Raw genomic sequence first — 26,516 nt, forward strand, 5'->3', positions numbered from 1 at the left:
TAATGGAATGCATCCTAGAGCACTGAGTTGAACATGTAATAGTAGGCTTAGCAGGTGTGCCTGATACAGCACATGGAGATATTATGTTTTGTATATAAATATAATAATCAGAGTGGAACCGCGGAAATTTTCTGCCTCTGTTTTTTACAGGGGCATTTTATTTTCTGTAAATAAATTAAATTTTGGGGAGTATATATAATCATATATAAATTTATTTTTATTTAAATTGGGGGAGGATAATATGTCTATAGAGAGCAAAGAAATCATAGAAAATAAAAAATTGAAAGAAATATTAAAGATGGTTGAAAAGATAAAATATGGGTCTATAACTTTAATAATACAAGATGGAGTAATAATACAAGTAGATAAGAATGAAAAAATAAGAATGAAGTAATATACAAAAATAGAAAAAAACATTGACAAAAATAAATAAAAGGAATATATTATAACAAAACACAGTAAACTTATAAGAATAAGAAGAATTGTTTGGAATATTATTTAAGTAAATCTGACTGGAAAACCAGAGGATGTACTTCTAATTATAGAAGTATGTCCTCTTTTCTTTTTATAATGACTAATATTCTAAGAAAATTTTCTCAATGTATGGGATGTAATTCAGGGCATGCATTTTGTCAATTATCTATTACTGAAAGTCCAACTCATGGACACGCAATAATAGCTATGCTTTGAGAACTTGGTTAGAAATAGAAGATATATTTTAAAGGTATAAATAAGAATTTAGTGTGGTTTTAAATAAGAGCATTTTTATAAGAATAATACATGTATATAAATATAATTTAATAATAGAAATTGAGGTAAATATAAAAAAATAAGCCAATAAAATTGAAAATACTTAGGAATATAAAATAAAATCGTAAATAAATTATAACAATTTTTATTTTCATATTTCATTATATAAGTTTTTAATATTAAAGAAAAAGGAGAAACAGAAATGGCAGAAAAAATCTTAAGACAAGTAGCGATTTATGGTAAAGGAGGAATAGGAAAATCAACTACAACACAAAATTTAACAGCTGGACTTGCTGAGCTTGGGAAAAATGTAATGGTAGTTGGTTGTGATCCTAAGGCTGATTCAACAAGATTATTACTAGGAGGCTTAGCACAAAGAACTGTTTTAGATACATTAAGAGAAGAAGGAGAGGATATAGAATTAAATTCAATAATGAAAACTGGATTTAAAGGAATAAAATGCGTTGAATCAGGTGGACCAGAGCCAGGAGTAGGATGTGCAGGTAGAGGAATAATTACTTCCATTGGAATGCTTGAAAGGTTGGGGGCTTATACAGAGGATTTAGATTACGTATTTTATGATGTTCTTGGAGATGTTGTATGTGGAGGTTTTGCAATGCCTATAAGGGAAGGGAAAGCAAAGGAAATTTATATAGTTGCAAGTGGTGAAATGATGGCATTATATGCAGCAAACAATATATCAAAGGGAATTCAAAAGTATGCATTAAAAGGAGGAGTTAGACTTGGTGGAATTATCTGTAATAGCAGAAATGTTGATAGGGAGCTTGATCTTTTAAGAGCTTTTGCAAAAGAACTTGGAACTCAATTAATTCATTTTGTACCAAGAAATAATGTAGTACAAAGAGCAGAAATAAGAAAGAAAACTGTAATAGAATTTAGTCCAGAAGATAAACAAGCCAATGAATACAGAGAATTAGCAAAAAAGATAGAAGAAAACAAATTATTTGTAATACCAAAGCCAATGAGTCAAGAGAGGCTTGAAGAAATTTTAATCGAATATGGACTAATGGATGATTCTGAATATGTAATTTAATTTTGAGAAATTGGAGTCACTCAATATTCCAATATAGCTGTAGTTAGAAAAGGAGATTAAGATAGAATTGAAATTGAATCTCGTATAAAAGCACTAACAACAGAAGAGGTTAAAAGCTTTATAAGAGAAAAGTATGGTTCCCGAATTCTAAAAGGAGAGAAAGAATATGGCGTATAAAATAGCATTTGCAAGCAGCGATGGAAAAGTTGTTAATCAACATTTTGGAAGAACTCAACAATTCTTAATTGTTGAGATAGATGGCAAAGATTATAAATATGTTGAAACCAGAGTCAATGAACCACCTTGTCAGGATTTTCAACATGCTGAAGAGGCCATGGATAAAATTATTGAATTAATATCAGATTGTAAAGCGGTTTTTGTTACAAGAATAGGACAAGGTGCTTTGGTAAGAGTTGAAGGAAAAGGGATAAAAGGTATTGAAGCGCCTTACTTTATTGAAGAGATACTAAATAAAGTTTTAAATTCTAAAGTAAATATAATAGATATATTTTAAGGATAATTTAAAAAGATATTATTGAAAAGGAATGATTGTTTAGAAAAGTTTATAATCTTGCAAAGACTCATCCTTGTCGTGGAGGAGAAGCGAATTTTAAATATGGAAGAATACATTTACCAGTAAGTCATTCATGAAAATATACAATTTTTGTATCAAAACAAAGTAAGTGAATAGGAATAATATATAAAAATGTACTTTATAAATAATAAATAGTGAAATGCAAAAAGTTGTGAAATACAATAGTACGATAAAATTTTATTAAGATGGAGGAAAGAAAATGAGAATAGAATCGTTATTAGTTCACGGAGCAGTAGATGGAGATGAAACAACAGGGTCAGTAAATGTTCCTATCTTTCAAACATCTACTTATAAGCAAGAGGAACTAGGTAAAAATAAAGGATATGAATATTCAAGAACAGGAAATCCAACAAGAGAAGTTTTAGAAAAAACTATTGCATTACTAGAAAGTGGAACTGGAGGTCTTGCATTTGCAAGTGGTATGGCTGCAATTACAGCAATATTGTCTTTATTTAAAAGTGGCGATAAGATAATAATTCCTAGCAATCTTTATGGAGGAACCTTTAGAGTAATAGATAAGGTATTTAAAAATTTCAACATTCATTATGAAATAGTTGATTTTTCAAGATTAAGTGATGTAAAAAGAATTTTAGAAAGTAATAAACATACTTCTAAGGTAAAGGCTGTGTTTATAGAAACACCTACAAATCCGCTTATGGATATTACAGATATTGAGGAAATAAGTAAACTTGCTAAAGAATATGGTGTATTAACAGTTGTAGATAATACCTTTATGTCGCCATATCTCCAAAGACCATTAGAATTTGGAGCTGATATAGTAGTTCATAGTGCTACAAAGTATTTAGGAGGTCATAGTAATGTTGTTGCTGGGTTAATAGCTGTAAAAGATGATGAGCTTTGGGATAAGCTACATTTTATACAAAATTCTACAGGAGGAGTTCTTGGACCATTTGATTCTTTTATATTACTTCAAGGTATAAAAACTTTAGGAGTTAGATTAGACAGGCATAATGAAAATGCAGAAAAAATAGCAGAATTTTTATTAAAAAGCGAATATGTTTCAAAAATATATTATCCAGGATTAAAAGATTCTAAAGGTTATGAAATTCATCAAAAGCAAGCTTCTGGATTTGGAGGTGTATTATCTTTTGTAATAAATGAAAAGGTTGATTATAAGAAGTTTTTAGGTTCATTAAAGCTTATAACACTCGGAGAAAGCTTAGGTGGAGTTGAATCTTTAATATGCCATCCTGCTACTATGACTCATGCAGCAATTCCATATAAAATAAGACAGGAGGTAGGAATTGTAGATAATTTAGTAAGACTTTCTGTTGGAATAGAAAATGTTGAGGATTTATTAGAAGATTTAAATAATGCATTTAAGGTGAGTTCATCATGAATTTTGTGAGTGATATAAAAGAGCTAATTGGAAATACTCAATTAATAAAGCTTACTCATATTTGTGTAAAAGAAAATGTTAATATATTTGCTAAATTAGAATGCTTTAATCCGGGAGGTAGTGTTAAAGATAGAATCGGTGTAGCCATGATTGAAGGTCCGAAAAGAAAGGATTAATAGTTGGTTCCTCTTCATGGGCTATACTTGCAGCAGCATTAAAGCTTTCAAAGGAAATAGAAACTGGAAATATTGTTGTAGTATTTCCTGATAGAGGAGATAGATATTTAAGTACAACATTATTTGATGATTAGAAAATTATTTTTATACTGATAAATATATATTAGATTGTTTGTTATTATGTTGATTTAGAAAATTAAGATAATAACAAACAATCTATTTTGATTTTAATGATTCTAATATCACTATATTTTGAATTGCAAATTCAAAAGTTGAATTTTATAAATATTGATTTTTTATTAAAATCAATATTTATTATTTATATAAGAAAGTAATGTGATTACTATGAAAAAGATAATTACAAGAGAGGAGGCTTGAAACTTATTAAAAGAATATAACCAAGATCCATTTCATTTAGAACATGCTGTAATTGTAGAAAATACTCTTCGATATTTTGCTAAAGAGCTTGGATATGAGGATGAAATTGATTTCTGGGGGATTGTAGGTTTACTTCATGATTTAGATTTTGAAAAGTGCCCAGAAGAGCATTGCATAAAAGAGCAGGAAATTACGGCTGAATACGGAATAGATAAAGCAATAATTCACGCTACTGCAAGCCATGGCTATGCCATAACGGTTGATATTAAACCTGAACATGAAATGGAGAAAGTTTTATATGTCGTAGATGAGTTAACTGGATTAATAGGTGCAGTTGTAATAATGAGGCCTTCTAAAAGTGTTCAAGATTTAAAAGTTAAATCGGTCAAAAAGAAATATAAGAATGCTAAATTTGCAGATAGATGCTCTAGAGCGGTTATTGAAAGAGGAGCTGAGATGCTTAGATGGGAACTAGATAATTTAATTCAAAGAACAATTGAAGTTCTAAGAACATTCCAAAATTGATAATGTAGTAAAGTAGATAATATTAAATCTTATTTCATATTGCCATATGGTTGCCATATGGATTAATAGCAACTATTGTAGATAAATTTAATATATGGAAAAAACGTAAATTAAGGAGTATAATAAAATAATCAGTTGAAAATTGTTTTTAATAAATAACATTTACTAATTAGAAACCAATGAAAAAGATTAAAATATAAAGAACAATAAATTTACGATATATAAAATGGAGGGGATTTTAATGAGCGAATTTTTAAAAATTGTGAGAGAAAGAAGATCAGCAGATAAATTTATTGAAAACATAACAATACCAAGGGAAGATTTTAATGAAATATTTAGAGATTTATCTTTAGCGCCTTCTGCTTTTAATCTGCAACATGCTAAATATTATGTTGTGGAAGATAAAGAATTAAATGATAAAGTTTATGAAGCCGCTTTTAAGCAATATAAAATAAAAACTGCTTCAGCAACAATAATAGTGACAGGAGATAAAAACGCATATTTATCTGCAAGTAAAATATATGAAGGATCAATGATGCTTGGAATGATAGATAAAACTCAATATGATATTATGATAGATACTATTAAAAATCTTTATGAAGGCTGGGGAGAAAGCTTTCAACATGATGAAGCGATTAGAAATGCATCTTTATCAGCAATGCAATTCATGCTATTAGCTAAAAATAAAGATTGGGATACTTGTCCTATGATATATTTTGATAAAGATAAAATCAAAGAACTACTTAATATTCCTGAAAATGAAGTGCCAGCAATAATGATTACTATGGGAAAAATGGACAAGAGTAGTAGTAAAATAAGAGGATATAGAAAACCTGCTGATGAATTTGTGAAGTTTTTTTAAGTAATGAAGGTGTTCAAATTCTGATAGGAGTCGTCTAGAATTAATGTTAGTATAAAATAATTAATAAACTCTCGTTGTGATAAATATATCATAAGAGAGTTTATTTTTTTATGAATAGTTAGGGTTTAACGTAGATAGGGTATTAAAATAAATATTTATATGAATTGTGATTTAAATCACGCTACTAATTTATTAAATAATTTAAAATATGTGTATTGGTAATCTTAAATAATACCAACAGGAAATTACATAAGCACATACGTATAGTTATTTATTAATTTATCTATTGAAAGGAAGTAAATATATGGGGAGATATAAAGAACAAAGGGATTTTTTAAAGTCTAATTTTAATGAATTCAAAAACATAAAGACAGATAAGATGAAAGGGATAGCACAACCTGATATAATAAAGCCTTATGAATCATCAAGTTTAATCATTGAACTTCCAAAGTTTAATAAAGATTTTGTGAAAAAGGAAAATATTTATGATTGTATAAATGATAGGAGAAGTACAAGATTTTATTCTGAAGAAGCTATGAGTATAGAAGAATTATCATATTTATTATGGGCAACTCAAGGCATCACTGAAATTAATAGTAATGGGCTTATGTATAGGAAAGTTCCATGTAGTGGTGCTACTCATTCTTTTGAAACATATTTATTTATTATGAATGTTAATGGAATAAATAAGGGGATATATAGATATGAGCCTTTAGGACATAAGCTTATATTTATAAATAAAGTTGATGGTATAGATGAAAAAGTAGATGAATTGACTTTAGATCAGCCTTTTGTACCTAATTTTGCAAAGAAGGCTGCAGTTACATTTGCATGGAGCACTACACCTTATCGTGCTGAGTGGAAATTTGATATTACGGCTCATAAAAAAATCTTAATTGATGTTGGGCATGTATGTCAAAACCTATATTTAGCAGGGGAATCTATTGAGGTTGGAACTTGTGCAATTGGGATATATGATCAAAAAATGATAGATGAACTGTTAGGACTTGATGGAGATGAGGAATTTGTAATCTATCTTGCTGCAGTTGGTAAGAAAAAACAAGATGTATAGGAAGTTAAAATAATTTTTTATAATAAAAAAGTTACTAAAGATAGCAGTTTTTATTAATAATTTAAAGTACGTAACCGTTGTTACAGATTATATCAGAGCATTTTAGTAATATACAAACAGAGCAAATAACTCATATAAATAATAAAAAAATAAATTTAGTAACAGTTGTTACATTAAAAATATGAGTAATATAGTAAACTTAATCTTGTTTGAGAGAACGAATTAATAAAGTTAATAATTATTTAATAATAAATGAAAATATTAGGAGGGCATAATATGTCAATGTTTTGTTATCAATGTCAAGAAACAGCTGGGTGCAAAGGCTGTACTAAAGTAGGGGTTTGCGGTAAAGATGAATATGTAGCAAAGGCTCAAGACTTATTAATATATGTAACTAAAGGACTAGCTATAGTTAGCAATGAAGGTAGAAAAGTTGGAGTTACTGACAGCAAGGTTGATAAATTTATAGTTGAAAACTTATTTACAACAATCACTAATGCTAATTTTGATAGAGATTCTATTTTAGATAGAGTAAAAGAAACTTTAACAATCAGAGAACAATTAAAAGCTAAAGTTATTAAAGCTGGTGGCGTTGTTGGAGAAGTAAAAGTTACTGGTGGTTTCTTCAAGAAGATCTTTGGAATGCAAACTACAGAAATGATTATGCCAGAAGCAGCTACTTGGACAGCTGACAACACAATAGAATTTGATGCAAAGGCTGAAAAAGTTGGAGTTCTTGCAACTGAAAATGAAGATATTAGAAGCTTAAGAGAGCTTATTACTTATGGATTAAAGGGATTATCTGCTTACATGAAGCATGCTATGAACTTAAAATATAACAATGAAGAAGTTCATGGATTCATGGCAAAAGCTTTGGCTGCAACAATTGATGATACTTTAACAGTTGATGATTATGTAGGATTAGCATTAGAAGCTGGTCAGTTTGGTGTAGATGGTATGGCATTACTTGATAAAGCTAATACTGAAAGCTATGGACACCCAGAAATAACATCTGTTGACATTGGTGTTAGAACTAATCCAGGAATATTAATTTCAGGACATGATTTAAGAGATTTAGAAATGTTACTTGCACAAACAGAAGGAACAGGAGTAGATGTTTATACTCATGGTGAAATGCTTGCAGGACAATATTACCCTAAATTCAAGAAATACAGTCACTTTGCAGGAAACTATGGTAACGCATGGTGGAAGCAAAAAGAAGAATTTGAACAATTCAATGGACCAATCCTTATGACTACTAACTGTATAGTTATTCCAAAGGATTCTTACAAAGATAGATTATTTACAACAGGTGCTACAGGAATGCCAGGATGTGCTCATATAGAAGCTAAGGCTGATGGTACAAAAGACTTTTCTAAGGTTATAGAAATGGCTAAAAAATGTAAAGCGCCTACTGAAATAGAAGTTGGACAAATTGTTGGTGGATTTGCACATAATCAAGTTTTAGCTTTAGCTGATAAAGTTGTAGATGCAGTTAAAACTGGTGCAATAAAGAGATTCTTTGTAATGGCAGGTTGTGACGGTAGAGCTAAATCAAGAGATTATTATGCAGAATTTGCACAAAAGTTACCACAAGATACAGTTATCTTAACTGCAGGATGTGCTAAATATAAATACAACAAATTAAACTTAGGTGATATTGGTGGAATTCCAAGAGTATTAGATGCAGGACAATGTAATGATTCATATTCATTAGTTGTTATAGCATTAAAACTTCAAGAAGTATTTGGTTTAAGTAATGTAAATGAATTACCTATTTCATACAACATAGCTTGGTATGAACAAAAAGCTGTAATAGTATTATTATCATTATTACACTTAGGAGTTAAGAACATTCACTTAGGACCAACACTTCCAGCTTTCCTTTCACCAAATGTAGCTAATGTTTTAGTTGAAAACTTTGGTATTGGTGGAATCACTAATGTTGAAGATGACATGAAGATGTTTATGGAAGCTTAAAAAATAGTATTATTACATTATAATAACAAACTATTAAATATATAGATAAGAATGTACCCTATTTGTAATCTACAATATAATTTACAATATAGAATCCTAGCTGCGAAATCGTAGCTAGGATTTATTTTCATAATTAAAATAAATTTTCAGTGGTATTTGATTTCAATAACATCTTATTTTAAGAGGAAGTTTAGAATAAAGTCAGAAGTTAAATAAAAAAACAATTGAAGATGTATCAAAGGTTAAAGGATTAAACTTAGAAGAAATATTAGAAGCATTATAAAGTAAGTAATTTAGATAAAATTATTGCCTGCTATAGTTAATTGATATAGCAGGCAATAATTTTTTTGTGGAATTTTATGCTATTTAGTTACAGTAACTGGTTATTTCTTAATTGTGCCTTAGTGGATATAAAGGAGAGAAATACTATGGGAAGATATGAAGAGAAGAAAAATTTATTGAAGTCTACATTTGATGTATTTAAAAATATATAAACTGATAAGTAGCTAATTTTTTCCCTTCCAGCATCTATTGCAAGTTAAGCAGCAGCGGGTAGCATAGTTTGGACAATGAGGACTGCTTTTTTCATTAACTAAATCAGCATTATTGTAAGTGATTTTTTTTACCCATTTTATTATGCATTTTTTAATCTTCAAAAAAGTCACCTTCCTTATATAATAGACTAAAGATTTTAATATACAATATTGTAGCTTTTAAAATTATTTAAGTCTGTAACACTTGGTACATAAAGTAATAATATTAGAGTTTGATTCAAATCACATTTTTTATAAACGAATAAAGTTATAATAATGTCAGAAGTTAAATAAAAAAACAATTTAGAAATAAATATTACAATTTAGGAGGTTTTAATATGAAAATAATATATTTTAGTCAAACAGGAAATACAGAAAAAATGGCAAACTTAATTCTTGAAGGAATCCAATCAGAGGGTAAGTCAGCTGAATTAGTTGAAGTTTCAAATGCAACACTTGAAGAGATAAATAATGAAGAAATACTTATTTTAGGATGCTCAGCTTATGGATCAGAAGAATTAGATGAAAGTGAAATGGAACCTTTTGTCAAATCATTAGAAGGAAATATTCAAGGAAAGAAAGTTGCTCTTTTTGGCTCATGGGGATGGGGCAATGGTGAATGGATGACAGAATGGGAAAAGAGGATGGAGTTATATGGGGCTGTATTAATAAGTGAAGGCTTAACAGTTCAGGAATCTCCAGAAGGTGATGATGAAGACAGATGCAGAGATTTTGGAAAATTAATAGCAAAATAATTTATAGATTTTAAGCCTAGAATACTTTTGGTATCTATAGAGAGGAATTAAAAAAACGTGGTGAATCCACGTTTTTTTAATTACAATGTTTGTTTTGTTAATTCAATTGTTTATCGAGAACTCTATTATAGAATAAAAACTTTTCTTTCATTTCTATATATTTTTCTTAATTTCATCAATTCCTATTCTGCTAACAAATTGGTTAAAGATCTCATTTTCTAATTTATTATTTTTAAAGAAAAGCACTATCTTTTCAATAACTAAGTGCACTTCATTTGATTTTACACGTAAGTTGAGATTTTCAGCAAACTTTCCAGTGCTATTTAATGTACCCCCAAGCCATATTGTGAAGGCTTCGTCACAGCTAGTTTCAGTTTTTATTAATGCGCCTTGCAGGCTGATATCAGCTATATGTTTTTGACCGCAAGAGTTAGGGCAGCCAGTAAAGTGGATACGAATTGGTGTATTTAACTTAATTTTAGAATCAAGATATTCAATAACTTTTTTGGCTCTCACCTTAGTTTCAACAATAGCTAAGTTACAAAATTCTTTTCCAGTACAAGAAACGGTGTACCCAATAAAAGTTTCTGGAGCAGGAGATAAGTGCTTAAATACATCTTTTTCTAATAAATAAGGAACATCAGTATGGTTTATACCAGTTACGATTAAATTTTGCGATAAGGTAGTTCTTATTTTATTATCCCCATACTTTTCTGAAATGTCTGAAAGTTCAAAAAGTTCATCACTAGTTATTTCGCCTAGAGGAAGATTTAACCCAATATAATTTTTGCTACTTTGTTTCTGTGCATGTACTCCAAAGTAATAAGCTCCATTCCAGGTAGCTAGCTTATCATCTCCACTAGTTGGCATATCTCCAATAAGTTCTATTAATTTGTCCTTAAATTTTTCTGCACCCCAATCTGCTACTAGGAATTTTAAGCGGGCACGAGTACGTTTTTCTCTATATCCATAATCTCTAAATATAGTACATACACCTATTGCAACTTTAAGGACATCTTCAGGCTTTACAAATATATCAAGTCTTTGTGCTAAATGAGGGGTAGCAGAAAGTCCTCCTCCAACCCATACGTGAAAGCCAATTACTTCATTTTCATCAATATTTTTTATTGCAGGAGTAAAAGCAAGATCATTAATTTGTGCATGTGCTGCATTATGTATGCTAGCAGATATTGATATTTTAAATTTTCTAGGTAAATTAGAAAAATCTTTGTTTAATAAAAAGAAATTATTAACTTCTTCAACAATTTCAGTTGTATCCATAAGTTCATCTTTATCGATTCCAGCAAGTGGATTACCAACTATTGTTCTAGGGCAGTCACCACAAGCTTCAAATGAACTTAAATCACAAGCTTCAAGTCTTTTGAAAATAGCAGGTAAATCTTCAACTTGGATCCAATGAAATTGAATAGCCCCTCTTGTTGTAACATTTGCAATTCCATGCCCATAATCTTTAGCAATGCCTGCTAGAACTTTTGCTTGATTGGAATTCATTATTCCAGAATTAATACGTACTCTCATCATAAAATATCCGTTTTTTGGCTTTTGTTCATAAACTCCAGCCCATTTAAATCTATTCATATCTTCAGGCGTTATGGAAGCATAACCTTCCCTAGAATATTTTTCAACTATAGTTTGAATTACATCTAAACCATCTTTTTCAAGTTTTATATGTTCGACTTCATTTAGTTTTTCATCTTTAGACCAAAGCACTTCATAAGACATATTATGTTCTCCTTATCTTATTGTTCTGTTTTCATGTATCTGTATCCACGATTTACACCATCACCGATATATAGAATTTCATCAAATTTTACAAGATTAATTCTATCTTTATCATCTAAATATTCTTTTGAAATAAGTCTGCCCTTAATAGTAGCTAAAATATTAGTTATACCTGCATAGGAATCTCTTTCTATCACTTCAGTTAAGGTACATTCAATTGAAATAGGACATTCTTCTATAATAGGAGCATTTATAACTTTAGATTTAACAGGTTTTAATTTCACACTATCAAACTTTTGGCACTTGTAGCCAGAATGAGCTCCACAAAAATCTACTTCAGATACAAGGGAACTTTCTGGTATATTAATTACAAAATCTTTAACCTCTTTTAGTTGATTAATTGCATATCCCTTACTGCTAAAACCTAAAACTACCATGTCCTTAAGTGTATAAGATGACGAAAGGGTAGTTACGTTTGGAACTCCATTTTTATCATAAAAACTCACAAGAATTATAGGGAATCCATAATAAAGTTTTTCATAGTTAACATTTATTTTTTCCATTTAATAGGCCTCCTAAAAATTATATTTTTAAGTTAAGTAATTTACTCAACTATATAATTTTAATATATAAATAGTTTTAGTGCCGTGACATAGATCACTTATATATTAAATCAAGGGCTTGTCTAAAATCTAAAAATAAAATCTTCAATACCTATAGTTGAATTTTTAAGATAATCGATTAATGAATTTTCAGACTTGATCTGTGGAATGAAAAATAGGTGAATTTGATGTATCTAGTTTAGTGAAAAATTACAGAGCTATAGAAATTATTTTAAAGACAATAAGCATTTTAATTGTTAATGTTTATTGTCTTTATCTTTTATTAAAATCAACATGATATTTATTAGAAAGCCATATTTATGATTTTATTCTTAATTAATAGAATAATCTGAAAAAGTCCCCCAATTTTCTATTTTATTATATTGATTATCAGTTGAAGAAAAATAAACAATTATAGGTACTGAATCTAGCTCAGAATGAGCATTAAAAAAATCCTTATCTCCGTATCTTATGGCTTTTAACGCAAGAGGAAGTTCACGTCTAAAAATATAATTTCTCATAGAAGTAACATCTGAGCTATAATCTCCACTCACATATAGATAAACATAAAAAATATATTCATCTTGAAGCTTAATCCATTCACCAAGAACTTCATCTCTCATAGCAGTTATTTTATCATAAGCATATGTTACTCCAATAGTTAAATAAAGGTCAGCAGTTATATCATTGTGGGTAAGTGTGTAACGCCTTGGGATAATAGGATCAGTAGGAGTTATGCCAGCTCTTAACTCAACGAATAGTTTTTCTGGTTTTAGTTCGTTCATTTAATCACTTCTTCTAATTTCTGATGGTAGTATTATATGATTTCATAGCTATTGTGTTAAAAATATACATATATAAAAAGAGCAACTATGCACTTATGAGAAGATCAGCTATGCTGTAATACGAAACTTTCCTGCAATTCGGAACTTTTCACATATAAAAAGAGTGGTTATGCCACAATGCAGAACTTCTCCACAATAAGTAACTTTTTTGCGTTTAAGAGAACTCTATTTTAGCAGCACCTATAACTATAATTAAATCACTTGAATTAATAGGCTTTAAAATGTATTCAGGAGATGTTGGTTCTAACCTCATTAATTGTTGTATGCTTTGATTATTGTCAACGATAAGAAGGAGAGATTTACTTGTGGAAGTATTTCTAACTTTATAAGTAATCCCAGGTTGCAGCTTTGCATCTGTTATATTATACATACCTTGAGTCAAACTTTTAATTTCCCCAACAACATTTGAGGGCAAAGTAAAAAACAAAAATAATATAACTAAAAATGAAGTGAAAAATTTTCTCATAATAAAATCACCTTCTAATTCTTTATACTTTAGTTTAACAACTTTATTATGTGAAATTAAAAAGAATTCATTCATAATTTAAGGTAAATTAGTTACAGTAACCACGAAAAATAACATAAAGTTAACATTATATGTATTTATATTTATCATTTATTTGAGAGAATTAAATTGTAAATATAATAAAAGGATGGTGTAAACTATGACTCCAAAAGAGCTAACAGAAAAAACTATTAAGGATATACGCGAAAGACGAAGAAAGGCGGAAAGGGAATTTTTTGCATATAGAAACGAACAAAATGTTAGGAAGATGAGAAATTGGAGTGTTAGAGTTGGTGGATGTAGATGGTAAAAGTAAAAGAAAAAATTATAAAAGAATCTTACAACTAGACTTTTTATTATTTCAAAATAGTTGTGGACATATAAAAATATATTCATAATTTATAAATAAGAACTTGCATTTCTCAATCTAGTTTGACTAAATTTATTTAGTAATAATAATTATCGATAGGAGAGATGAGAAATGGCTTTTAAATGGAAAGAAGAATTTAATTTAAATATTGAAGAAATAGATAAACAGCACAAAAAATTAATGGAAATAGGTAAGAGAGCTTATGACATTGCAATAATAGATGATGGATATGATAGATATGATGAAATTATGGAAATCATCGATGAACTCTTAGAATATACAAAATATCATTTTGAATATGAAGAAAAAATGTTAAAGGAATATAATTATGTTCATGTTCATGAGCAGGAAGAAGAACATAGTTTCTATATCTATAAAATAAAAAGCATAGCATCTAGAGATGATATAGATGAAAATCAAAGAAAAATAGTTTTAGAAGTTATAGACTTTTTGTCTGAATGGATCAGTAAGCATATTATGATTGCTGACAGAGAATATGCTGTATATTTAAAAAGAGTTGTCGCTTAAAAGAGGTTGTTACAAAACTAACATAGTCAGTTTTGTAACAACCTCTTTTAAAATAAAAAATTATTTAATAAATATACAAATATAGACATAATCAGGTGTGTTAAATAGTATTTATAGATATATTTTAAGGGAATACAGATTGTTTTTATCTTTTTTTAGAGATAATTTAAAAAAAGTACCCAAAATGGTTTTTGTTACTGTATTATATAATGAGTATATACTTTGTAAAAAGATTAGAGTGACTAAAAATAATAGACACCGGTGAATAGATAAAAAAATCAAAGACAGGGAGAGATTAATATGAACAAAAACATTAAAAAAATTGTTGCAATTGCTCTTACGGTTACTGCTTTTAGTTCTGTTGTACCAGTAGCAAATTTAGATTTTATTAATGCAAAGGTTTATGCATCAAGTGGTGATTTAACAAGTATTAGAGTGAAAAATTCTGATGGAGATACAATAAAAACTTACAGTGAGGATAGCTATAAAAGCAGATATGAAGTGGATTATAATGAATTAAATGATAATGAAACTTATTATGCTAAAACGTCATCTAATAAAATAACTATAAGTACAAGAGGGGTTAGTTCAAGCCGTGTTAGAATATTTAAGAGTAGAAGTAGTTCTGCAAGAGGGATTAAACCTGGCAATACTATTGAGCTAACATCTGGTTCAACTACAACACTTACTATTAGGACATATAATGATGATCCTGGTACTGCAAGATATGATGATAGTTATGAAAGTCAATATATTATAAAAGTAAAATGTACAGGAACTTCTTCAGAAACTAGTACAGAAGACAATGGAGATGTATATTTAGAAACCTTACGTTTAAGTGAAGGAGAATTAAATTTTTCAAAAAATACTTCCACATATAACGTAAATGTTAATGAATCGGTTAGCGAATTAAAAATAACTGCTAAGCCAGATTGTGATAGTGATGAGTATGATGACTATGATGTGAAAATAAATGGTGTAACTATAAATGAAAGTGATGATTTCAAAAGAACAGTAAGTTTATTGAATAAAGGGAAAAATGAATTTAAGATAACAGTTGAAAATGATGATCATGAGAAGAGAACTTACACATTAAATATTTATAGAGGACAAACTGATGTAAATAATGGAGTAACAGACAAAACAAACCAATGGGTTATGGTTAATGGAAAGTGGCAATATATCGATTCAATAGGTAACCCTGTTAAGAATACTTGGTTCTATGACAGAACTTTAGGAAAGAACTATTATTTACAACCAGATGGAAATATGGCAACAGGTTGGATAATTTATGATGGAAGCTGGTATTACTTAGGTAATGATGGTGCTAAAAAAACAGGCTGGCAATTATATAATGGGACATGGTATTACCTTGATTTTGAAGGAAAAATGAAAACAGGCTGGATTATGGATGTAGATGGAAGATACTATTATTTATATTCAAATGGAGCTATGGCATATAGTACTACAATTGGCGGATATAGACTGGGTTCAAATGGAGCTTGGATTAGATAAAGTGATGATAATATTTATATAATATAGACTTTAAAATAAGAATACTATGAATATATCTAATTGGAAATTAGATATATGAATTTAAAAACGTATAAATCAAAAGAGTAACATGTATATAGGGAATATACATGTTACTCTTTTGATTTATACATATAGGGAAAATAGTTATGAAAAAAATTATTATCAACCTTTAAACTTATTATATTATGGTTTTATGTCAAAAGTGTGACAAATATGTATGCACTTACTATTTTTTCACTGGCTTTAATTAATTATTGTGTAAGTGAACAAATTTATACAGAAAACGTCAAGAATAATAAATTTTGGTTTGATAATATTGTATTGAAGAGTAAAAGTGTGGGCTGAAAAAAATGATTAGAATTATATAGCATTTATAAATTATAGGATAAAATAATTATAATTGATTTTGGAATATATTTCAGAATAGCAAAAGAATATAATTATAGTATAGTCTTGCGTCCATATAAAACTTCAACTATATAGAGGAAAAAATAAATATAGAGAGGTGTATTCATTGGATACTATTAAATTTGCAGTATTTACTGATTTACATTATGAGCATATTCCAGATGGATATGAAAGAATGAAAAATTTTCTTAATAATATAAAAGCTGAAGATGTAGATTTTATTATGAATCTTGGAGATTTCTGCAGCCCAAAAGAGGAAAATAAACTTCTGCTGAATATGCTTGATAGTAATGGTAAACCTCATTATCATGCAATAGGAAATCATGATTCAGACTTATATCCTAAGGAAAAGATAATAAAATTTTTGAAAATAGATTCTGGTTATTATACCTTTACTTATGGAAAGGTTAAATTTATTGTTTTAGATACATGTTATATAAAAACAGAAAATGGATATGAACCTTATTTTAAGAGAAATTATGATAAAAGTAAAGATTTATATCCAATTGTTCCTGATTACGAAATTGAATGGCTTAGAAATCAGTTAAATGATAATAATGAATATTATGTGATTTTTTCTCACCATAGCTTAGAAAATGACTTTGCAAAAAGAGGTGTTTACAATAGAGAAGAAATTAGGAAACTCATTGATAGAGTAAATAATACAGGAAAGAAAGTACTTCTCTGCGTTAATGGTCATGATCATGGAGATGCTCTTGAAAAATTAGGAGATACCTATTATTTGGGTTTGAATGCAATGTCATATATATGGTGTGGACCGGAGCATGAGCATTTTAGCTATTCTGAGGAAATACATGAGCAATATCCATTTTTAAAAGATATGATTTTATATAAAGATGGGTTGTATGCTATTGTTACCATTGGAGAAAATGGTCATGTAAATATAAAAGGCATGAGGGGAAATTATCAAAATATTTGTCCAAGAGAGGTGGAGATTGGTTATATGTGGAATGGACGATGCATATTACCAGTTGTATCCTCATTGACCAATATATAAGTTAACGGATTGTGCTAGTAAAATTTATTTTATAAATTCAATATCTTAAATGATGAAGAATAAATAATGAATAAAAAGAGCAGCTATACCACAATAAAAAACTTTTCTGTAACCATGAATTTATATATATATTAAAGTAATTATATGATACTTATAAGAATAGAATTTTATTGAAAATAAATAAATAAGGATTGATTTTTATTGGATTCAAACATTATTTTAATTGCAATATTGGCTATATCTATACTCGGAAAAGCCAATTCAGTAGCTATTGCTTCATGTGTGCTTTTATTTATTAACCTTATAAAATTAGATAAATATATATTCCCAATAGTTGAAAGCTATGGAGTGTTTTTAGGATTAGTCATACTTATTGCAGCTATTTTAATTCCAATTGCAAATGGACAAATTACTTTTGAAAACATCAAAATTATATTTACATCATGGACAGGTATAGCAGCATTATTAATTTCACTTTTTACTACTTATTTAAGTGGACTTGGGCTTCAATATCTTACTGTTCAAGGTAATGGACAAGTGATGCCAGCTTTAATTCTAGGAGCAGTAATAGCTGCAGCATTTTTAGATGGAGTTCCAGTTGGTCCTTTAATTACTTCTGGAATTTTAGCTTTAGGAATTAAGCTATTTCATAAGTAAATAAATATAAGGAGAAAAACAATTATAGAAGATGGAACTGATTTACAATCTTATGAACTTTTAGTGTAACAGTTTATTAGAAACTAAAATAAATAATAAAATTAAGGGAGATTAGTATGAGATATACTTTTAAATATTACAAAGACGAATATTTTAATGATATAGAAAAAATGATTGTTAAAAGCTATAAATGGGGAACTCCTGCGTATTTTTACAATTGTCTTCATTTTGATAGAGGAATTCATTCAGCATGGGCAAATAATAAAGCAAACTGGGAGCAGACAACCGGTTTGTGGGAGGAAAATGGCAAAATTGTTTCAGTTGCAATAAGTGTAGGAGCATGGCAAGGTGATGCATTTTTTATATTTGACAGCTATGAACGAACACAAGACAGAGAGCTCTTAAAAAAGATGTTTCATCACATAGAGACACATATGTCTTGTTTCAGAGGAAATGTACCATACGAGGATAGAACAAGATTTCTAGAACTTAAAATATGTCCTACTTGGGGTAGTGTAAAGAAGATGGCACAAGAAAGAGGCTATGCTAAGGCTGAATACACTGAGAAGATGAATATCCTTCCATTTGAAGGAAAAGTATTTGAGGTAGAACTACCTGATGGATATACAATAGGAGACGGAAGTTCAGTTCCACCATTTTTTTCTGCTAATGTTCACATGTTTTCTTTTAACTACACTCTTCCTACAGCTAATACTATAAAGTCAGGATTTGAAGATTTGAAAAAAATGAAAGGCTATAATCCTAATTTTGATTTAGTTGCGCTTGATGATGAGGGTAAACCAGTTGGGCTAGCTATATGCTGGTATGATGAAAAAATGCCTTACTGTGAGCTGGAGCCTTTAGGAGTAGTTTGGTGGTGTAGGCGCAAAGGAATTGGAAGAGCTATGATACATGAATTAGCAAACAGGGTTATGAAAAAGTATCCTGGTTGCAAAGGAATGATGGGCTGGGATCAACAATTTTATTATGATTTAGGTTTTAAGACACAAGCTGAAAATGAAATATGGAATTGGAAGATGAAATTCTAATGATGTAAAAAATGAATAAGAGCTATTTAAGAAATAATTTTGATAAATTATTAATGATTAGAGTTGGGAGAAATATATGGAATTTAGAAGACCAGAATTAAAAGACATAGATGAAGCAGTTAAATTAGCATTAATAGAATATAAAAATGAATGTGCTAATAATAAGGAACTGATAGAGAAAAATATAAAGGAAAAGTTGCAAGCATTAATTTTTGATATTTTTAAGAGTAGGTATGGCTTAGTAGCAATTGAAGATGGGAAAATTGCAGGATATATGATGTTTTGGGGACCATTTGAAGGTCATTTTGGAAATGTAAAAGGTTCCTTTTCTCCATTGCATGGAAGCGCTTTTGGAGGAACTAACAGAAAGAAAACAGCTTCTTTGTTATTTGAAAAGGTATCTAAAACTATGATTGATGAAGGGATTTTCAGCTTTGCAATTTGTAAATATGCACATGATAAAGAAATATCAGAAACTCTTGCATTTAATGGTTTTGGTATACGTTGCAGTGATGCAATTAAAGACTTATCCGAAATAAATAAAACAGAAGTAAATAGCAAATGTAGATATGAAGAAATCAGCTACAAAAAAGCTGGAGTTTTATTAGAGCTAAAAAATGGACTTGTTAACCATTTGAGAAAGAGTCCTATTTATTTTCCTAATCCAGAATTTACAGCAGAGAAGTTTACTGAGTTGTGTGAAAAGAGAAAAAGCCGATTTTTTGTTGCATATGCTGGTGAAAAAACAGTAGGGTACATTGAAGTTGGGGTTGATGGAGAAACATTCATTTCAGAAGATCCTGATGTACTTAATATCTGTGGAACCTATGTTGATTCAGATTATAGAAATAGTTCTGTAGCAAAAGAATTATTAAATTATACTATGACAAAACTAGCAGATGAAGGGTTGAAATATTTAGGCGTTGATTGTGAAACAATTAATCCAACAGCACTTCATTTTTGGGCAAAATATTTTGAAAGCTATACTTATAGCTTTGTTAGGAGAGTTGATGAAAGAATTTTAGCCAAAATATAATAAGTATAAGAACAACATTATAAGACTATCTATATTAAAAATTTAGCAGATTTAGAATTATTTATATTTACTATAGAATAAATTAAGAATATAATAAAAATATGTAATAGTATAATTATGGAAGGTGGAATGGTTATCCGGCTTACTTGTGCTGTGCAATCAAAAAGCTAAGTAAACTCGGAGGAGTAAAATAAAATCATTTAATATAATAATTTGGAAAAAAGCTATTTTTTAATGGTTTATTTTTCGTGCAAATTTATTGTAATTATGATTTTATCTTTACTCTTCATTTAATCAAACTGTCTTTTTAGATGGAAGCTGTAGAGTAAATCTATGGCTTTTTTATTTTATATTAAATTATACTATTACATTTTGTTTATTTAAAAATTATAAAATGTTCATCTTGCTTAAAACAAAAAATTAAAGGAGTGTTATTACTATGGTAAATGAAAATTTAATTAATGAAATAAAAGAAAAAAGTAAGAAGCTAGCTTTATTTAATAAAGAGGGTGGAAATATATGGACTGAAGAATATATAGCAAGACAAATGCTTGAAGCACATCTTAATCCAGAATTTGACGGGGCATCAAGAAGAAGCTCAATTATTGAACAGACTGTAGATTTTCTTGATAAAAAGATTCTAAGAAGAGAAAGTTCCATATTAGATTTGGGTTGTGGTCCAGGATTATATGCAGAAAAATTATGCAGAAAGGGACATAAAGTAACTGGAATAGATTTTTCCGAAAATACAATATGTTATGCTAAAGAAAATGCAAAAAGAGAAAATCTTAATATAGATTATAAGTGTGAGGATTTCTTTAATCTAAAATATTCAGAAGAATATGATGCTGTTATTCAAAGTTATGGTGAAATAAATACATTTTCAGATGAAGAAAGAGATAGATTATTAAAGTTAATATATAGAGCTTTAAAACAAAATGGAAGATTTATTTTTGATATTTCAACTCCTATTTTGAGGAAAAATTGTAGTCTAAAGAAAAACTGGTACATTAGTGAAGAGGGTTTTTGGAGGGGAAAAGCACATATTGTTTTAGAAGAAGGATTTCAATACGAGAACAATATTTGGCTTGATCAATATATAGTTGGCGATGATGAGGGTATACAAGTATATAGAAATTGGTTTCATGATTATACTGCCGAAACAATTAGTGAAATTGTTCAAAAATCTGGCTTTACAATTGTTGATATGGTAACTTTAGCAGGAAATCCATTAAAAACAGAAAGTGAATGGATTTTAATTATTGCTGAGAAAAGAGTGTAAATTATATATGTAAATAAATAGATACTAATTTCATTTAAGCTTGACTTTCTAAATTAAATTTATTATACTAGTAAAAAAATTAAGTATGAAATAAAATAAAACTTCACGTATAACTCCAATAATAAGGTTTGGAGGTCTCTACCAGGAACCATTAATTCCTGATTACGAAGAAGATGTAATTATGATTTTAATTGCATTTTCTTTGTAGTCAGGATTTTTTTATACAAAAAATTAATTGGTGACTGTCACCAATTTGCAGGAGGAATTTTAATGAATATAAATACTTTACCGAAAATAGAACTTCATTGTCACTTAGATGGAAGTCTAAGACCTAAGACAATAATTGAAATATCTGAAAAAGAAGGAATACAGCTTAATTATAAAGATATAGATGAAATTATAAAAGCAGTAACTGTGCCATTGGATTGCAAATCACTTGATGAGTATTTAAAAGCTTTTGAGCTTCCTAATTTAGTTATGCAATCAAAGGAAAGTTTAAGAAGAATTACTTTTGAACTTTACGAAGATGCAGCTGAGGAAAATGTTAAATATATGGAGGTAAGATTTGCACCATTACTCCATACTTTAAAAGGTTTAACAGTTGAGGAGATAATAGAAAGTGTAATAGAAGGAATGAGGGCTGCAGAAGCAAAGTATGATATTAAAGGAAATATTATATTAGGCTGTATGAGATTTATGAGTGCAGAGAAAGCTTTTGAAGTAGTAGAAAAAGGAAAGAAATTTCTTGGAAGGGGTGTTGTAGCAATAGATTTATGTGCAGCAGAGGTGGAAGGCTTTTGTCAAAAGTTTGTAGAACCTATTAAATTGGCAAGAGAATACGGATATAGAGTAACCATTCATGCAGGTGAAACGGGAATAGGTAAAAATGTATTAGAGGCTGTAGAACTTTTAGGGGCAGAAAGAATTGGACATGGTGTTTATATTAGAAATTGTGAAGAGGCTTATAAAATTGTAAAGGAAAAAAATATTACCCTTGAAATGTGTCCTACAAGTAATGTACAGACAAAAGCAGTAAGCAGTTTTAGTGATCATCCAATTTATGATTTTTATAAAGATGGGATAAAAGTAACCTTAAATACTGATAACAGAACTGTATCAAATACAAATATGGCTAAAGAAATTGAAATAACAGCTAAGGAATTTAATATTGATTATGAGGATTATAAGAAAATTTACTGCAATAGTGTTGAATCCAGCTTTGCTAATAATGATATAAAAGAAAGCTTAAAAAGAATTTTAAAATAATTATGTAAATGTGGTTGACAATTATGTATATGTAACATATAATAAACAAGCAGTCCAAATTCAGCAAGCCTTTTATAATCAAGGTTTGTGGGATATATAGGATTGATTAAGAATATAATATATGTTTATGGTGAACGTAGTTCAGTTGGTAGAGCGCCAGTTTGTGGCACTGGTTGTCGTGGGTTCGAGTCCCATCGTTCACCCCATATTTAAGGTTCACTAGCTCAGTCGGTAGAGCACATGACTTTTAATCATGGTGTCCCGGGTTCGATTCCCGGGTGAGCCACCAAATTGTTATTAAAGAATTAATTAAAAAAGGATGTATAGAAAAGATTGAAAAATCGTTTCTATACATCCTTTTTTTCTATAGTAAAAAATTAATTTATTTCAGTATAAGGCTAGAATAGAATTTAAGATAAATAAATATAAGTGAATGGTTTCTCATGAAGGCTTTAGTTTTGCATATATTATGATATTATTGTAAAATATAATTGTATTTGTAAAAAATGGTGGTCAAATAGAATTAATAAATAAAATACTATTTTTGAAGTGTAAAGGAGAAACATTTATGGATGATAAAAATAAATTTGATTTAGGGGATCAAATTGAGGAAAACAATGAAACGGAAGAAGTACAAGCTGTTGGTTGGGAGGCAATTGACGGCGCTTTAGAGAAAATATATGGCAGTCAGGAACCTAAACATTATGGTACAGTAGTTCCTTATTTTTTAGGTGGTAATGATCCTTTATCAGGAATAAGTGTTTACGAAAGAGAAGAGCCTGTACCACATTGGCACTTTATAACATATGGATTTACTGAATTATATGAAAAGGAATGGGAGAATCCTGAATACAGTGGTTATGGGTTTGAACTTACTTTTAGATTAAAAAAAGATAAGTTAGAAACAGAACCTCCAGCTTGGGCTTTGAATTTCCTGCAAAATCTAGCTAGATACGTATTTTCCTCAGGTAATTATTTTGCAGCCGGTCATTACTTAAATGCTAATGGGCCAATAGCTATAGGAACAGATTCATTAATTAGAGCAATAGCATTTGTTGAAGATCCAGAATTACCTGAAATAGAAACACCAAATGGAAAAGTAGAATTTTTACAAGTTGTAGGAATAACTGTAGATGAAGAAGAAGCAATAAAGTGTTGGAATAGCAGTGAATTTTTAAAGTTAATAGATAAGTATCTTCCATTGTACGTAACAGATTTGAATAGGGAATCTCTATTAAATAAGGAAGAAATTCAAAAATTAGTTGATGTAGGAATGGAAAAAGATGGTTCAAGTACAGGAACTTTATTTAATGACAAATTAAATTGGATAGAGAAGAAGGGATTATTTGCAGGTAAAAGTTATACTATAGTATTTGGAGCTCTTCAAGCACCAACCATAGCTAAGGTACTTAAAGGTAGAATACCTAAAGAGAGGGAATTAATCCTAGTTGGAAATGATAAAAATATTACTATTTCTTATTCAAGTGAACCTAAAATATCTGTTGATGGAGATACACTTAATTTCATGATTAATGATGATATAGTAAAGGAATTGGTTGCTAAGTTAGCTCCAAAGGAAAAAAGCTTTACTTTAGAAACTATGAAACAAGTAAAGGTTAAAATAGAAAAAACAATGATTAAAGATCAGGAAGGTAATGTAGTTGAGGTAATAGGATAATTTAGAGCTCAGAATTAAAATTTTATAAAGGCTAAATACTTTTAAATTTATTATATAAAAATTTAAAAGTATTTAGTCTTAAAATATAGTTTTGAATTATATGTATCAGAAGAAAATATAGATAAAGAATATTAGGATGAAATTAGAAGAGGGTTTGGGGGAGCAAAATTGAAAGCTATTGAAGTTACAAATTTGACTAAAAATTATGGAAAAATAACAGCTGTTAATGATGTTTCATTTTCAGTAGAAAAAGGAGCTATCTGTGGAATTCTTGGTCCTAATGGCTCTGGAAAAACTACAACAATTAAAAGTATCTGCAATTTAATAATTCCAGACAAAGGTGAGATTAAATTGTTTAATAAAGAAAATCGTAAATCCATTGAGCATATTTCAGCTTTATTTGAGGGTACTAGAAATTTATACTGGAGGTTAACTCCTAGAGAAAACTTGCGCTACTTTGCAGGTATTAGGGGAATGGGTGGTAAAAAGATCGAAAGCAGAATTGATGAATTATTAGATAGATTTAATTTAAGCGAAAAAAGGGATATAACTGTTAATACTTTATCCAGAGGTATGCAGCAAAAAATAGCTATAGCCATGACTTTAGTATGTGATACTGAAATAGTGTTATTAGATGAGCCTACCCTTGGTTTAGATGTTCAAAGCTATATTGATATTAAGAATATTTTACGTAACATTGCTTCAGATATGGATAAAACAATTTTATTGAGCACTCACCATATGGATTTAGTTCAAGAATTATGCAATCAGGTTGTTATCTTAAATAAAGGAAAACTAGTGGCTAAAGATAGTGTAGAAAATCTTTTAAATATGTTTAAGAGTATGACTTATGAAATTATACTATTAGAAAAGGTTAATAAAGAAATCAAAAATCATTTAATGAGTTTAGATTATGATTTTTATTTTGCAGAAGATGATAAAAAAATAGAAATTGATATTTCTGATTTAAGCCATATTTACGATATTATTGAAAAGTTAAAAGCTAAAAATATTATGATTACTGAAATTAAACAAAAGGATGTAGACTTTGAAAGAGTCTACTTAAATCTTACTAGTGAAGGAGGGAAAAGAAGTGATAAAAGCATATTATCTATTTAAAGTATCAATGGAAAAGTCGGTAAAAGAATTAGCTCGATATAAATTTAATACATTTTCAGATATTTTAAGTTCCTATATTTTGTTTCTAGCAATGTTCGTAGGGATTAAAGTTTTTGGACAAAGTATGAAGGTATCTTCTTTGGATTTTGGTAATACCATAGAAGGCTTTATTATTGGATATTTTATTTGGAACATAATGATGCTGGCATACTCAGAGACAGCTAATAACATTGTAGGAGATGCTAATAGAGGTACATTGGAACAATTAAACATGTCAAGTATAGGTTTATCAAGTATATTAGTGGTAAGAAGCCTTTGTAATATTGTAATTAGTGTACTAATTTCATTTATACTTCTATTTTTAATAATGTTCACAACTAAGTATTGGTTAAATATAAGTTTTGGTTCTGTATTTATACCAATATTCATTGGTGTGTTTAGCATATTAGGTATTTCTTTAATATTTGGAGGCTTAGCATTAATATTTAAAAGCATTAAATCTTTATTAAATATAATTCAATATTTTCTTATTGGTTTAGTTTTACCACTTCCAGAGAATTTAAATGGACTTTTATCAGTGATACTTCCATTTAGACCTTCAATAGAAGCTGTATATAGAATTGCGCTTTATGGTGATTCTATTATAAATTTTTCACCTACTGAATTTGGAATTATGATTATGAATTCTGCTATTTATTTTTTTATAGGATTTCTTATTTTTGAACAATGTTGTAAGATAGCTAAGAAAAGAGCACTACTAGGGCAATATTAGACAAAATGATTTGAGGAATTAATTTGAGATTTACTAGATTTTTATTGTGTGAACAAAAAAAT

At 28.9% G+C, this 26,516-nt stretch carries 26 protein-coding genes, 2 tRNA genes, 1 pseudogene, 1 riboswitch and 1 other annotated feature (1 of these 31 cut by a window edge); of the genes and pseudogenes, 24 read left to right on the forward strand and 5 right to left on the reverse strand.

Going from position 1 to position 26,516, the window contains the following annotated elements; all coding sequences use genetic code 11:
- Positions 1-142 (forward strand) — a binding site (T-box leader); it begins 87 nt to the left of the window's first position.
- Between the two features lie 99 nt (positions 143-241).
- The 9 genes and pseudogenes from GXK56_RS20985 to hcp all read left to right on the forward strand — a co-directional run bounded on the left by GXK56_RS20985 (position 242) and on the right by hcp (position 8,752).
- Positions 242-394: a YezD family protein gene (locus GXK56_RS20985; protein ID WP_160691089.1), complete on the forward strand. Its 153-nt coding sequence runs from the start codon at positions 242-244 to the stop codon at positions 392-394.
- 558 nt (positions 395-952) lie between these two features.
- Entirely contained in the window at positions 953-1,804 is an 852-nt protein-coding gene (gene nifH, locus GXK56_RS20995; protein WP_160691093.1) for a nitrogenase iron protein, read from the forward strand.
- Between the two features lie 166 nt (positions 1,805-1,970).
- Positions 1,971-2,318 (forward strand): NifB/NifX family molybdenum-iron cluster-binding protein, encoded by a 348-nt coding sequence (locus GXK56_RS21000; protein ID WP_160691095.1) that lies wholly within the window; start codon positions 1,971-1,973, stop codon positions 2,316-2,318.
- 280 nt (positions 2,319-2,598) lie between these two features.
- Positions 2,599-3,759: a PLP-dependent aspartate aminotransferase family protein gene (locus GXK56_RS21010; RefSeq protein WP_160691097.1), complete on the forward strand. Its 1,161-nt coding sequence runs from the start codon at positions 2,599-2,601 to the stop codon at positions 3,757-3,759.
- Positions 3,756-3,935 (forward strand): pyridoxal-phosphate dependent enzyme, encoded by a 180-nt coding sequence (locus tag GXK56_RS28315; RefSeq protein WP_243156205.1) that lies wholly within the window; start codon positions 3,756-3,758, stop codon positions 3,933-3,935. The genes GXK56_RS21010 and GXK56_RS28315 overlap by 4 nt, the downstream gene beginning before the upstream one ends.
- Positions 3,936-4,280: 345 nt before the next feature.
- Positions 4,281-4,838, forward strand: a pseudogene (locus GXK56_RS21020) (hydrolase).
- A 241-nt stretch (positions 4,839-5,079) separates the two neighbouring features.
- On the forward strand, positions 5,080-5,700 hold the full coding sequence (locus tag GXK56_RS21025) for a nitroreductase family protein (RefSeq protein ID WP_160691099.1): 621 nt from the start codon (positions 5,080-5,082) through the stop codon (positions 5,698-5,700).
- Positions 5,701-6,004: 304 nt separating this feature from the next.
- Positions 6,005-6,772 carry a SagB/ThcOx family dehydrogenase gene (locus GXK56_RS21030; RefSeq protein WP_160691101.1) on the forward strand — a complete coding sequence of 256 codons (768 nt, stop codon included), beginning with the start codon at positions 6,005-6,007 and terminating at the stop codon, positions 6,770-6,772.
- Positions 6,773-7,048: 276 nt separating this feature from the next.
- Positions 7,049-8,752 (forward strand): hydroxylamine reductase, encoded by a 1,704-nt coding sequence (gene hcp / locus GXK56_RS21035; RefSeq protein WP_160691103.1) that lies wholly within the window; start codon positions 7,049-7,051, stop codon positions 8,750-8,752.
- A gap of 506 nt (positions 8,753-9,258) precedes the next feature.
- Here the strand turns inward: hcp and GXK56_RS21040 are convergent.
- Positions 9,259-9,408, reverse strand: a complete 150-nt coding sequence (locus GXK56_RS21040) for a hypothetical protein (protein WP_160691105.1) — start codon at positions 9,406-9,408, stop codon at positions 9,259-9,261.
- A gap of 215 nt (positions 9,409-9,623) precedes the next feature.
- On the opposite strand from GXK56_RS21040, the gene GXK56_RS21045 reads away from it, so the two are divergent.
- Positions 9,624-10,040: a flavodoxin gene (locus GXK56_RS21045; protein ID WP_160691107.1), complete on the forward strand. Its 417-nt coding sequence runs from the start codon at positions 9,624-9,626 to the stop codon at positions 10,038-10,040.
- Positions 10,041-10,193: 153 nt separating this feature from the next.
- Here the strand turns inward: GXK56_RS21045 and GXK56_RS21050 are convergent, their stop codons facing one another.
- The 4 genes from GXK56_RS21050 to GXK56_RS21065 all read right to left on the reverse strand — a co-directional run bounded on the left by GXK56_RS21050 (position 10,194) and on the right by GXK56_RS21065 (position 13,771).
- Entirely contained in the window at positions 10,194-11,783 is a 1,590-nt protein-coding gene (locus tag GXK56_RS21050; RefSeq protein WP_160691109.1) for a nitrite/sulfite reductase, read from the reverse strand.
- 17 nt (positions 11,784-11,800) lie between these two features.
- Entirely contained in the window at positions 11,801-12,346 is a 546-nt protein-coding gene (locus GXK56_RS21055; RefSeq protein WP_160691111.1) for a flavin reductase family protein, read from the reverse strand.
- Between the two features lie 371 nt (positions 12,347-12,717).
- The gene (locus GXK56_RS21060) at positions 12,718-13,170 is read right to left on the reverse strand and encodes a staygreen family protein (protein WP_160691113.1); all 453 of its coding nucleotides are present in this window, start codon (positions 13,168-13,170) and stop codon (positions 12,718-12,720) included.
- A gap of 214 nt (positions 13,171-13,384) precedes the next feature.
- Positions 13,385-13,771, reverse strand: coding sequence for a hypothetical protein (locus GXK56_RS21065; protein ID WP_243156206.1), 387 nt, complete (start codon positions 13,769-13,771; stop codon positions 13,385-13,387).
- Positions 13,772-13,895: 124 nt separating this feature from the next.
- Between GXK56_RS21065 and GXK56_RS27870 the strand changes: the two genes are divergently transcribed.
- From GXK56_RS27870 to GXK56_RS21130, 14 genes are all read left to right on the forward strand, one after another.
- Positions 13,896-14,045 (forward strand): hypothetical protein, encoded by a 150-nt coding sequence (locus GXK56_RS27870; RefSeq protein ID WP_202127927.1) that lies wholly within the window; start codon positions 13,896-13,898, stop codon positions 14,043-14,045.
- Between the two features lie 171 nt (positions 14,046-14,216).
- Entirely contained in the window at positions 14,217-14,633 is a 417-nt protein-coding gene (locus tag GXK56_RS21070; RefSeq protein ID WP_160691115.1) for a bacteriohemerythrin, read from the forward strand.
- A 300-nt stretch (positions 14,634-14,933) separates the two neighbouring features.
- A complete protein-coding gene (locus GXK56_RS21075) occupies positions 14,934-16,148 on the forward strand; it encodes a cadherin-like beta sandwich domain-containing protein (RefSeq protein WP_160691117.1) in 1,215 nt (404 codons plus the stop codon).
- 535 nt (positions 16,149-16,683) lie between these two features.
- The gene (locus tag GXK56_RS21080; RefSeq protein ID WP_160691119.1) at positions 16,684-17,595 is read left to right on the forward strand and encodes a metallophosphoesterase; all 912 of its coding nucleotides are present in this window, start codon (positions 16,684-16,686) and stop codon (positions 17,593-17,595) included.
- Positions 17,596-17,796: 201 nt separating this feature from the next.
- A complete protein-coding gene (locus GXK56_RS21085; RefSeq protein WP_160691121.1) occupies positions 17,797-18,252 on the forward strand; it encodes a DUF441 domain-containing protein in 456 nt (151 codons plus the stop codon).
- A gap of 116 nt (positions 18,253-18,368) precedes the next feature.
- A complete protein-coding gene (locus GXK56_RS21090; protein ID WP_160691123.1) occupies positions 18,369-19,301 on the forward strand; it encodes a GNAT family N-acetyltransferase in 933 nt (310 codons plus the stop codon).
- Positions 19,302-19,377: 76 nt separating this feature from the next.
- The gene (locus tag GXK56_RS21095; protein WP_160691125.1) at positions 19,378-20,337 is read left to right on the forward strand and encodes a GNAT family N-acetyltransferase; all 960 of its coding nucleotides are present in this window, start codon (positions 19,378-19,380) and stop codon (positions 20,335-20,337) included.
- Between the two features lie 439 nt (positions 20,338-20,776).
- Positions 20,777-21,619 carry a methyltransferase domain-containing protein gene (locus GXK56_RS21100; protein ID WP_160691127.1) on the forward strand — a complete coding sequence of 281 codons (843 nt, stop codon included), beginning with the start codon at positions 20,777-20,779 and terminating at the stop codon, positions 21,617-21,619.
- 85 nt (positions 21,620-21,704) lie between these two features.
- Positions 21,705-21,804, forward strand: a riboswitch (purine riboswitch).
- Between the two features lie 85 nt (positions 21,805-21,889).
- On the forward strand, positions 21,890-22,885 hold the full coding sequence (gene add, locus GXK56_RS21105) for an adenosine deaminase (protein ID WP_160691129.1): 996 nt from the start codon (positions 21,890-21,892) through the stop codon (positions 22,883-22,885).
- Positions 22,886-23,015: 130 nt separating this feature from the next.
- A tRNA-His gene (locus GXK56_RS21110) sits at positions 23,016-23,091 on the forward strand.
- Between the two features lie 7 nt (positions 23,092-23,098).
- A tRNA-Lys gene (locus GXK56_RS21115) sits at positions 23,099-23,174 on the forward strand.
- A gap of 279 nt (positions 23,175-23,453) precedes the next feature.
- On the forward strand, positions 23,454-24,563 hold the full coding sequence (locus tag GXK56_RS21120; protein WP_160691131.1) for a suppressor of fused domain protein: 1,110 nt from the start codon (positions 23,454-23,456) through the stop codon (positions 24,561-24,563).
- 168 nt (positions 24,564-24,731) lie between these two features.
- On the forward strand, positions 24,732-25,682 hold the full coding sequence (locus tag GXK56_RS21125) for an ABC transporter ATP-binding protein (protein ID WP_160691133.1): 951 nt from the start codon (positions 24,732-24,734) through the stop codon (positions 25,680-25,682).
- The gene (locus tag GXK56_RS21130; RefSeq protein ID WP_160691135.1) at positions 25,657-26,454 is read left to right on the forward strand and encodes an ABC transporter permease; all 798 of its coding nucleotides are present in this window, start codon (positions 25,657-25,659) and stop codon (positions 26,452-26,454) included. Before GXK56_RS21125 ends, GXK56_RS21130 begins: the two co-directional genes overlap by 26 nt.
- The last annotated feature ends 62 nt before the right edge of the window (positions 26,455-26,516 follow it).

The sequence above is a fragment of the Clostridium sp. C2-6-12 genome, from assembly GCF_009928485.1.
Classification (GTDB): Bacteria; Bacillota; Clostridia; order Clostridiales; family Clostridiaceae; genus Clostridium.

What these genes read in the sequence shown, in the direction of transcription:
- GXK56_RS20985 (WP_160691089.1), top strand. Translation starts at nt 242, where the DNA reads ATGTCTATAGAGAGCAAAGAAATCATAGAAAATAAAAAATTGAAAGAA.
- nifH (WP_160691093.1), top strand. Translation starts at nt 953, where the DNA reads ATGGCAGAAAAAATCTTAAGACAAGTAGCGATTTATGGTAAAGGAGGA.
- GXK56_RS21000 (WP_160691095.1), top strand. Translation starts at nt 1,971, where the DNA reads ATGGCGTATAAAATAGCATTTGCAAGCAGCGATGGAAAAGTTGTTAAT.
- GXK56_RS21010 (WP_160691097.1), top strand. Translation starts at nt 2,599, where the DNA reads ATGAGAATAGAATCGTTATTAGTTCACGGAGCAGTAGATGGAGATGAA.
- GXK56_RS28315 (WP_243156205.1), top strand. Translation starts at nt 3,756, where the DNA reads ATGAATTTTGTGAGTGATATAAAAGAGCTAATTGGAAATACTCAATTA.
- GXK56_RS21025 (WP_160691099.1), top strand. Translation starts at nt 5,080, where the DNA reads ATGAGCGAATTTTTAAAAATTGTGAGAGAAAGAAGATCAGCAGATAAA.
- GXK56_RS21030 (WP_160691101.1), top strand. Translation starts at nt 6,005, where the DNA reads ATGGGGAGATATAAAGAACAAAGGGATTTTTTAAAGTCTAATTTTAAT.
- hcp (WP_160691103.1), top strand. Translation starts at nt 7,049, where the DNA reads ATGTCAATGTTTTGTTATCAATGTCAAGAAACAGCTGGGTGCAAAGGC.
- GXK56_RS21045 (WP_160691107.1), top strand. Translation starts at nt 9,624, where the DNA reads ATGAAAATAATATATTTTAGTCAAACAGGAAATACAGAAAAAATGGCA.
- GXK56_RS21050 (WP_160691109.1), bottom strand. Translation starts at nt 11,783, where the DNA reads ATGTCTTATGAAGTGCTTTGGTCTAAAGATGAAAAACTAAATGAAGTC.
- GXK56_RS21055 (WP_160691111.1), bottom strand. Translation starts at nt 12,346, where the DNA reads ATGGAAAAAATAAATGTTAACTATGAAAAACTTTATTATGGATTCCCT.
- GXK56_RS21060 (WP_160691113.1), bottom strand. Translation starts at nt 13,170, where the DNA reads ATGAACGAACTAAAACCAGAAAAACTATTCGTTGAGTTAAGAGCTGGC.
- GXK56_RS21065 (WP_243156206.1), bottom strand. Translation starts at nt 13,771, where the DNA reads ATGAATGAATTCTTTTTAATTTCACATAATAAAGTTGTTAAACTAAAG.
- GXK56_RS27870 (WP_202127927.1), top strand. Translation starts at nt 13,896, where the DNA reads ATGACTCCAAAAGAGCTAACAGAAAAAACTATTAAGGATATACGCGAA.
- GXK56_RS21070 (WP_160691115.1), top strand. Translation starts at nt 14,217, where the DNA reads ATGGCTTTTAAATGGAAAGAAGAATTTAATTTAAATATTGAAGAAATA.
- GXK56_RS21075 (WP_160691117.1), top strand. Translation starts at nt 14,934, where the DNA reads ATGAACAAAAACATTAAAAAAATTGTTGCAATTGCTCTTACGGTTACT.
- GXK56_RS21090 (WP_160691123.1), top strand. Translation starts at nt 18,369, where the DNA reads ATGAGATATACTTTTAAATATTACAAAGACGAATATTTTAATGATATA.
- GXK56_RS21095 (WP_160691125.1), top strand. Translation starts at nt 19,378, where the DNA reads ATGGAATTTAGAAGACCAGAATTAAAAGACATAGATGAAGCAGTTAAA.
- GXK56_RS21100 (WP_160691127.1), top strand. Translation starts at nt 20,777, where the DNA reads ATGGTAAATGAAAATTTAATTAATGAAATAAAAGAAAAAAGTAAGAAG.
- add (WP_160691129.1), top strand. Translation starts at nt 21,890, where the DNA reads ATGAATATAAATACTTTACCGAAAATAGAACTTCATTGTCACTTAGAT.
- GXK56_RS21120 (WP_160691131.1), top strand. Translation starts at nt 23,454, where the DNA reads ATGGATGATAAAAATAAATTTGATTTAGGGGATCAAATTGAGGAAAAC.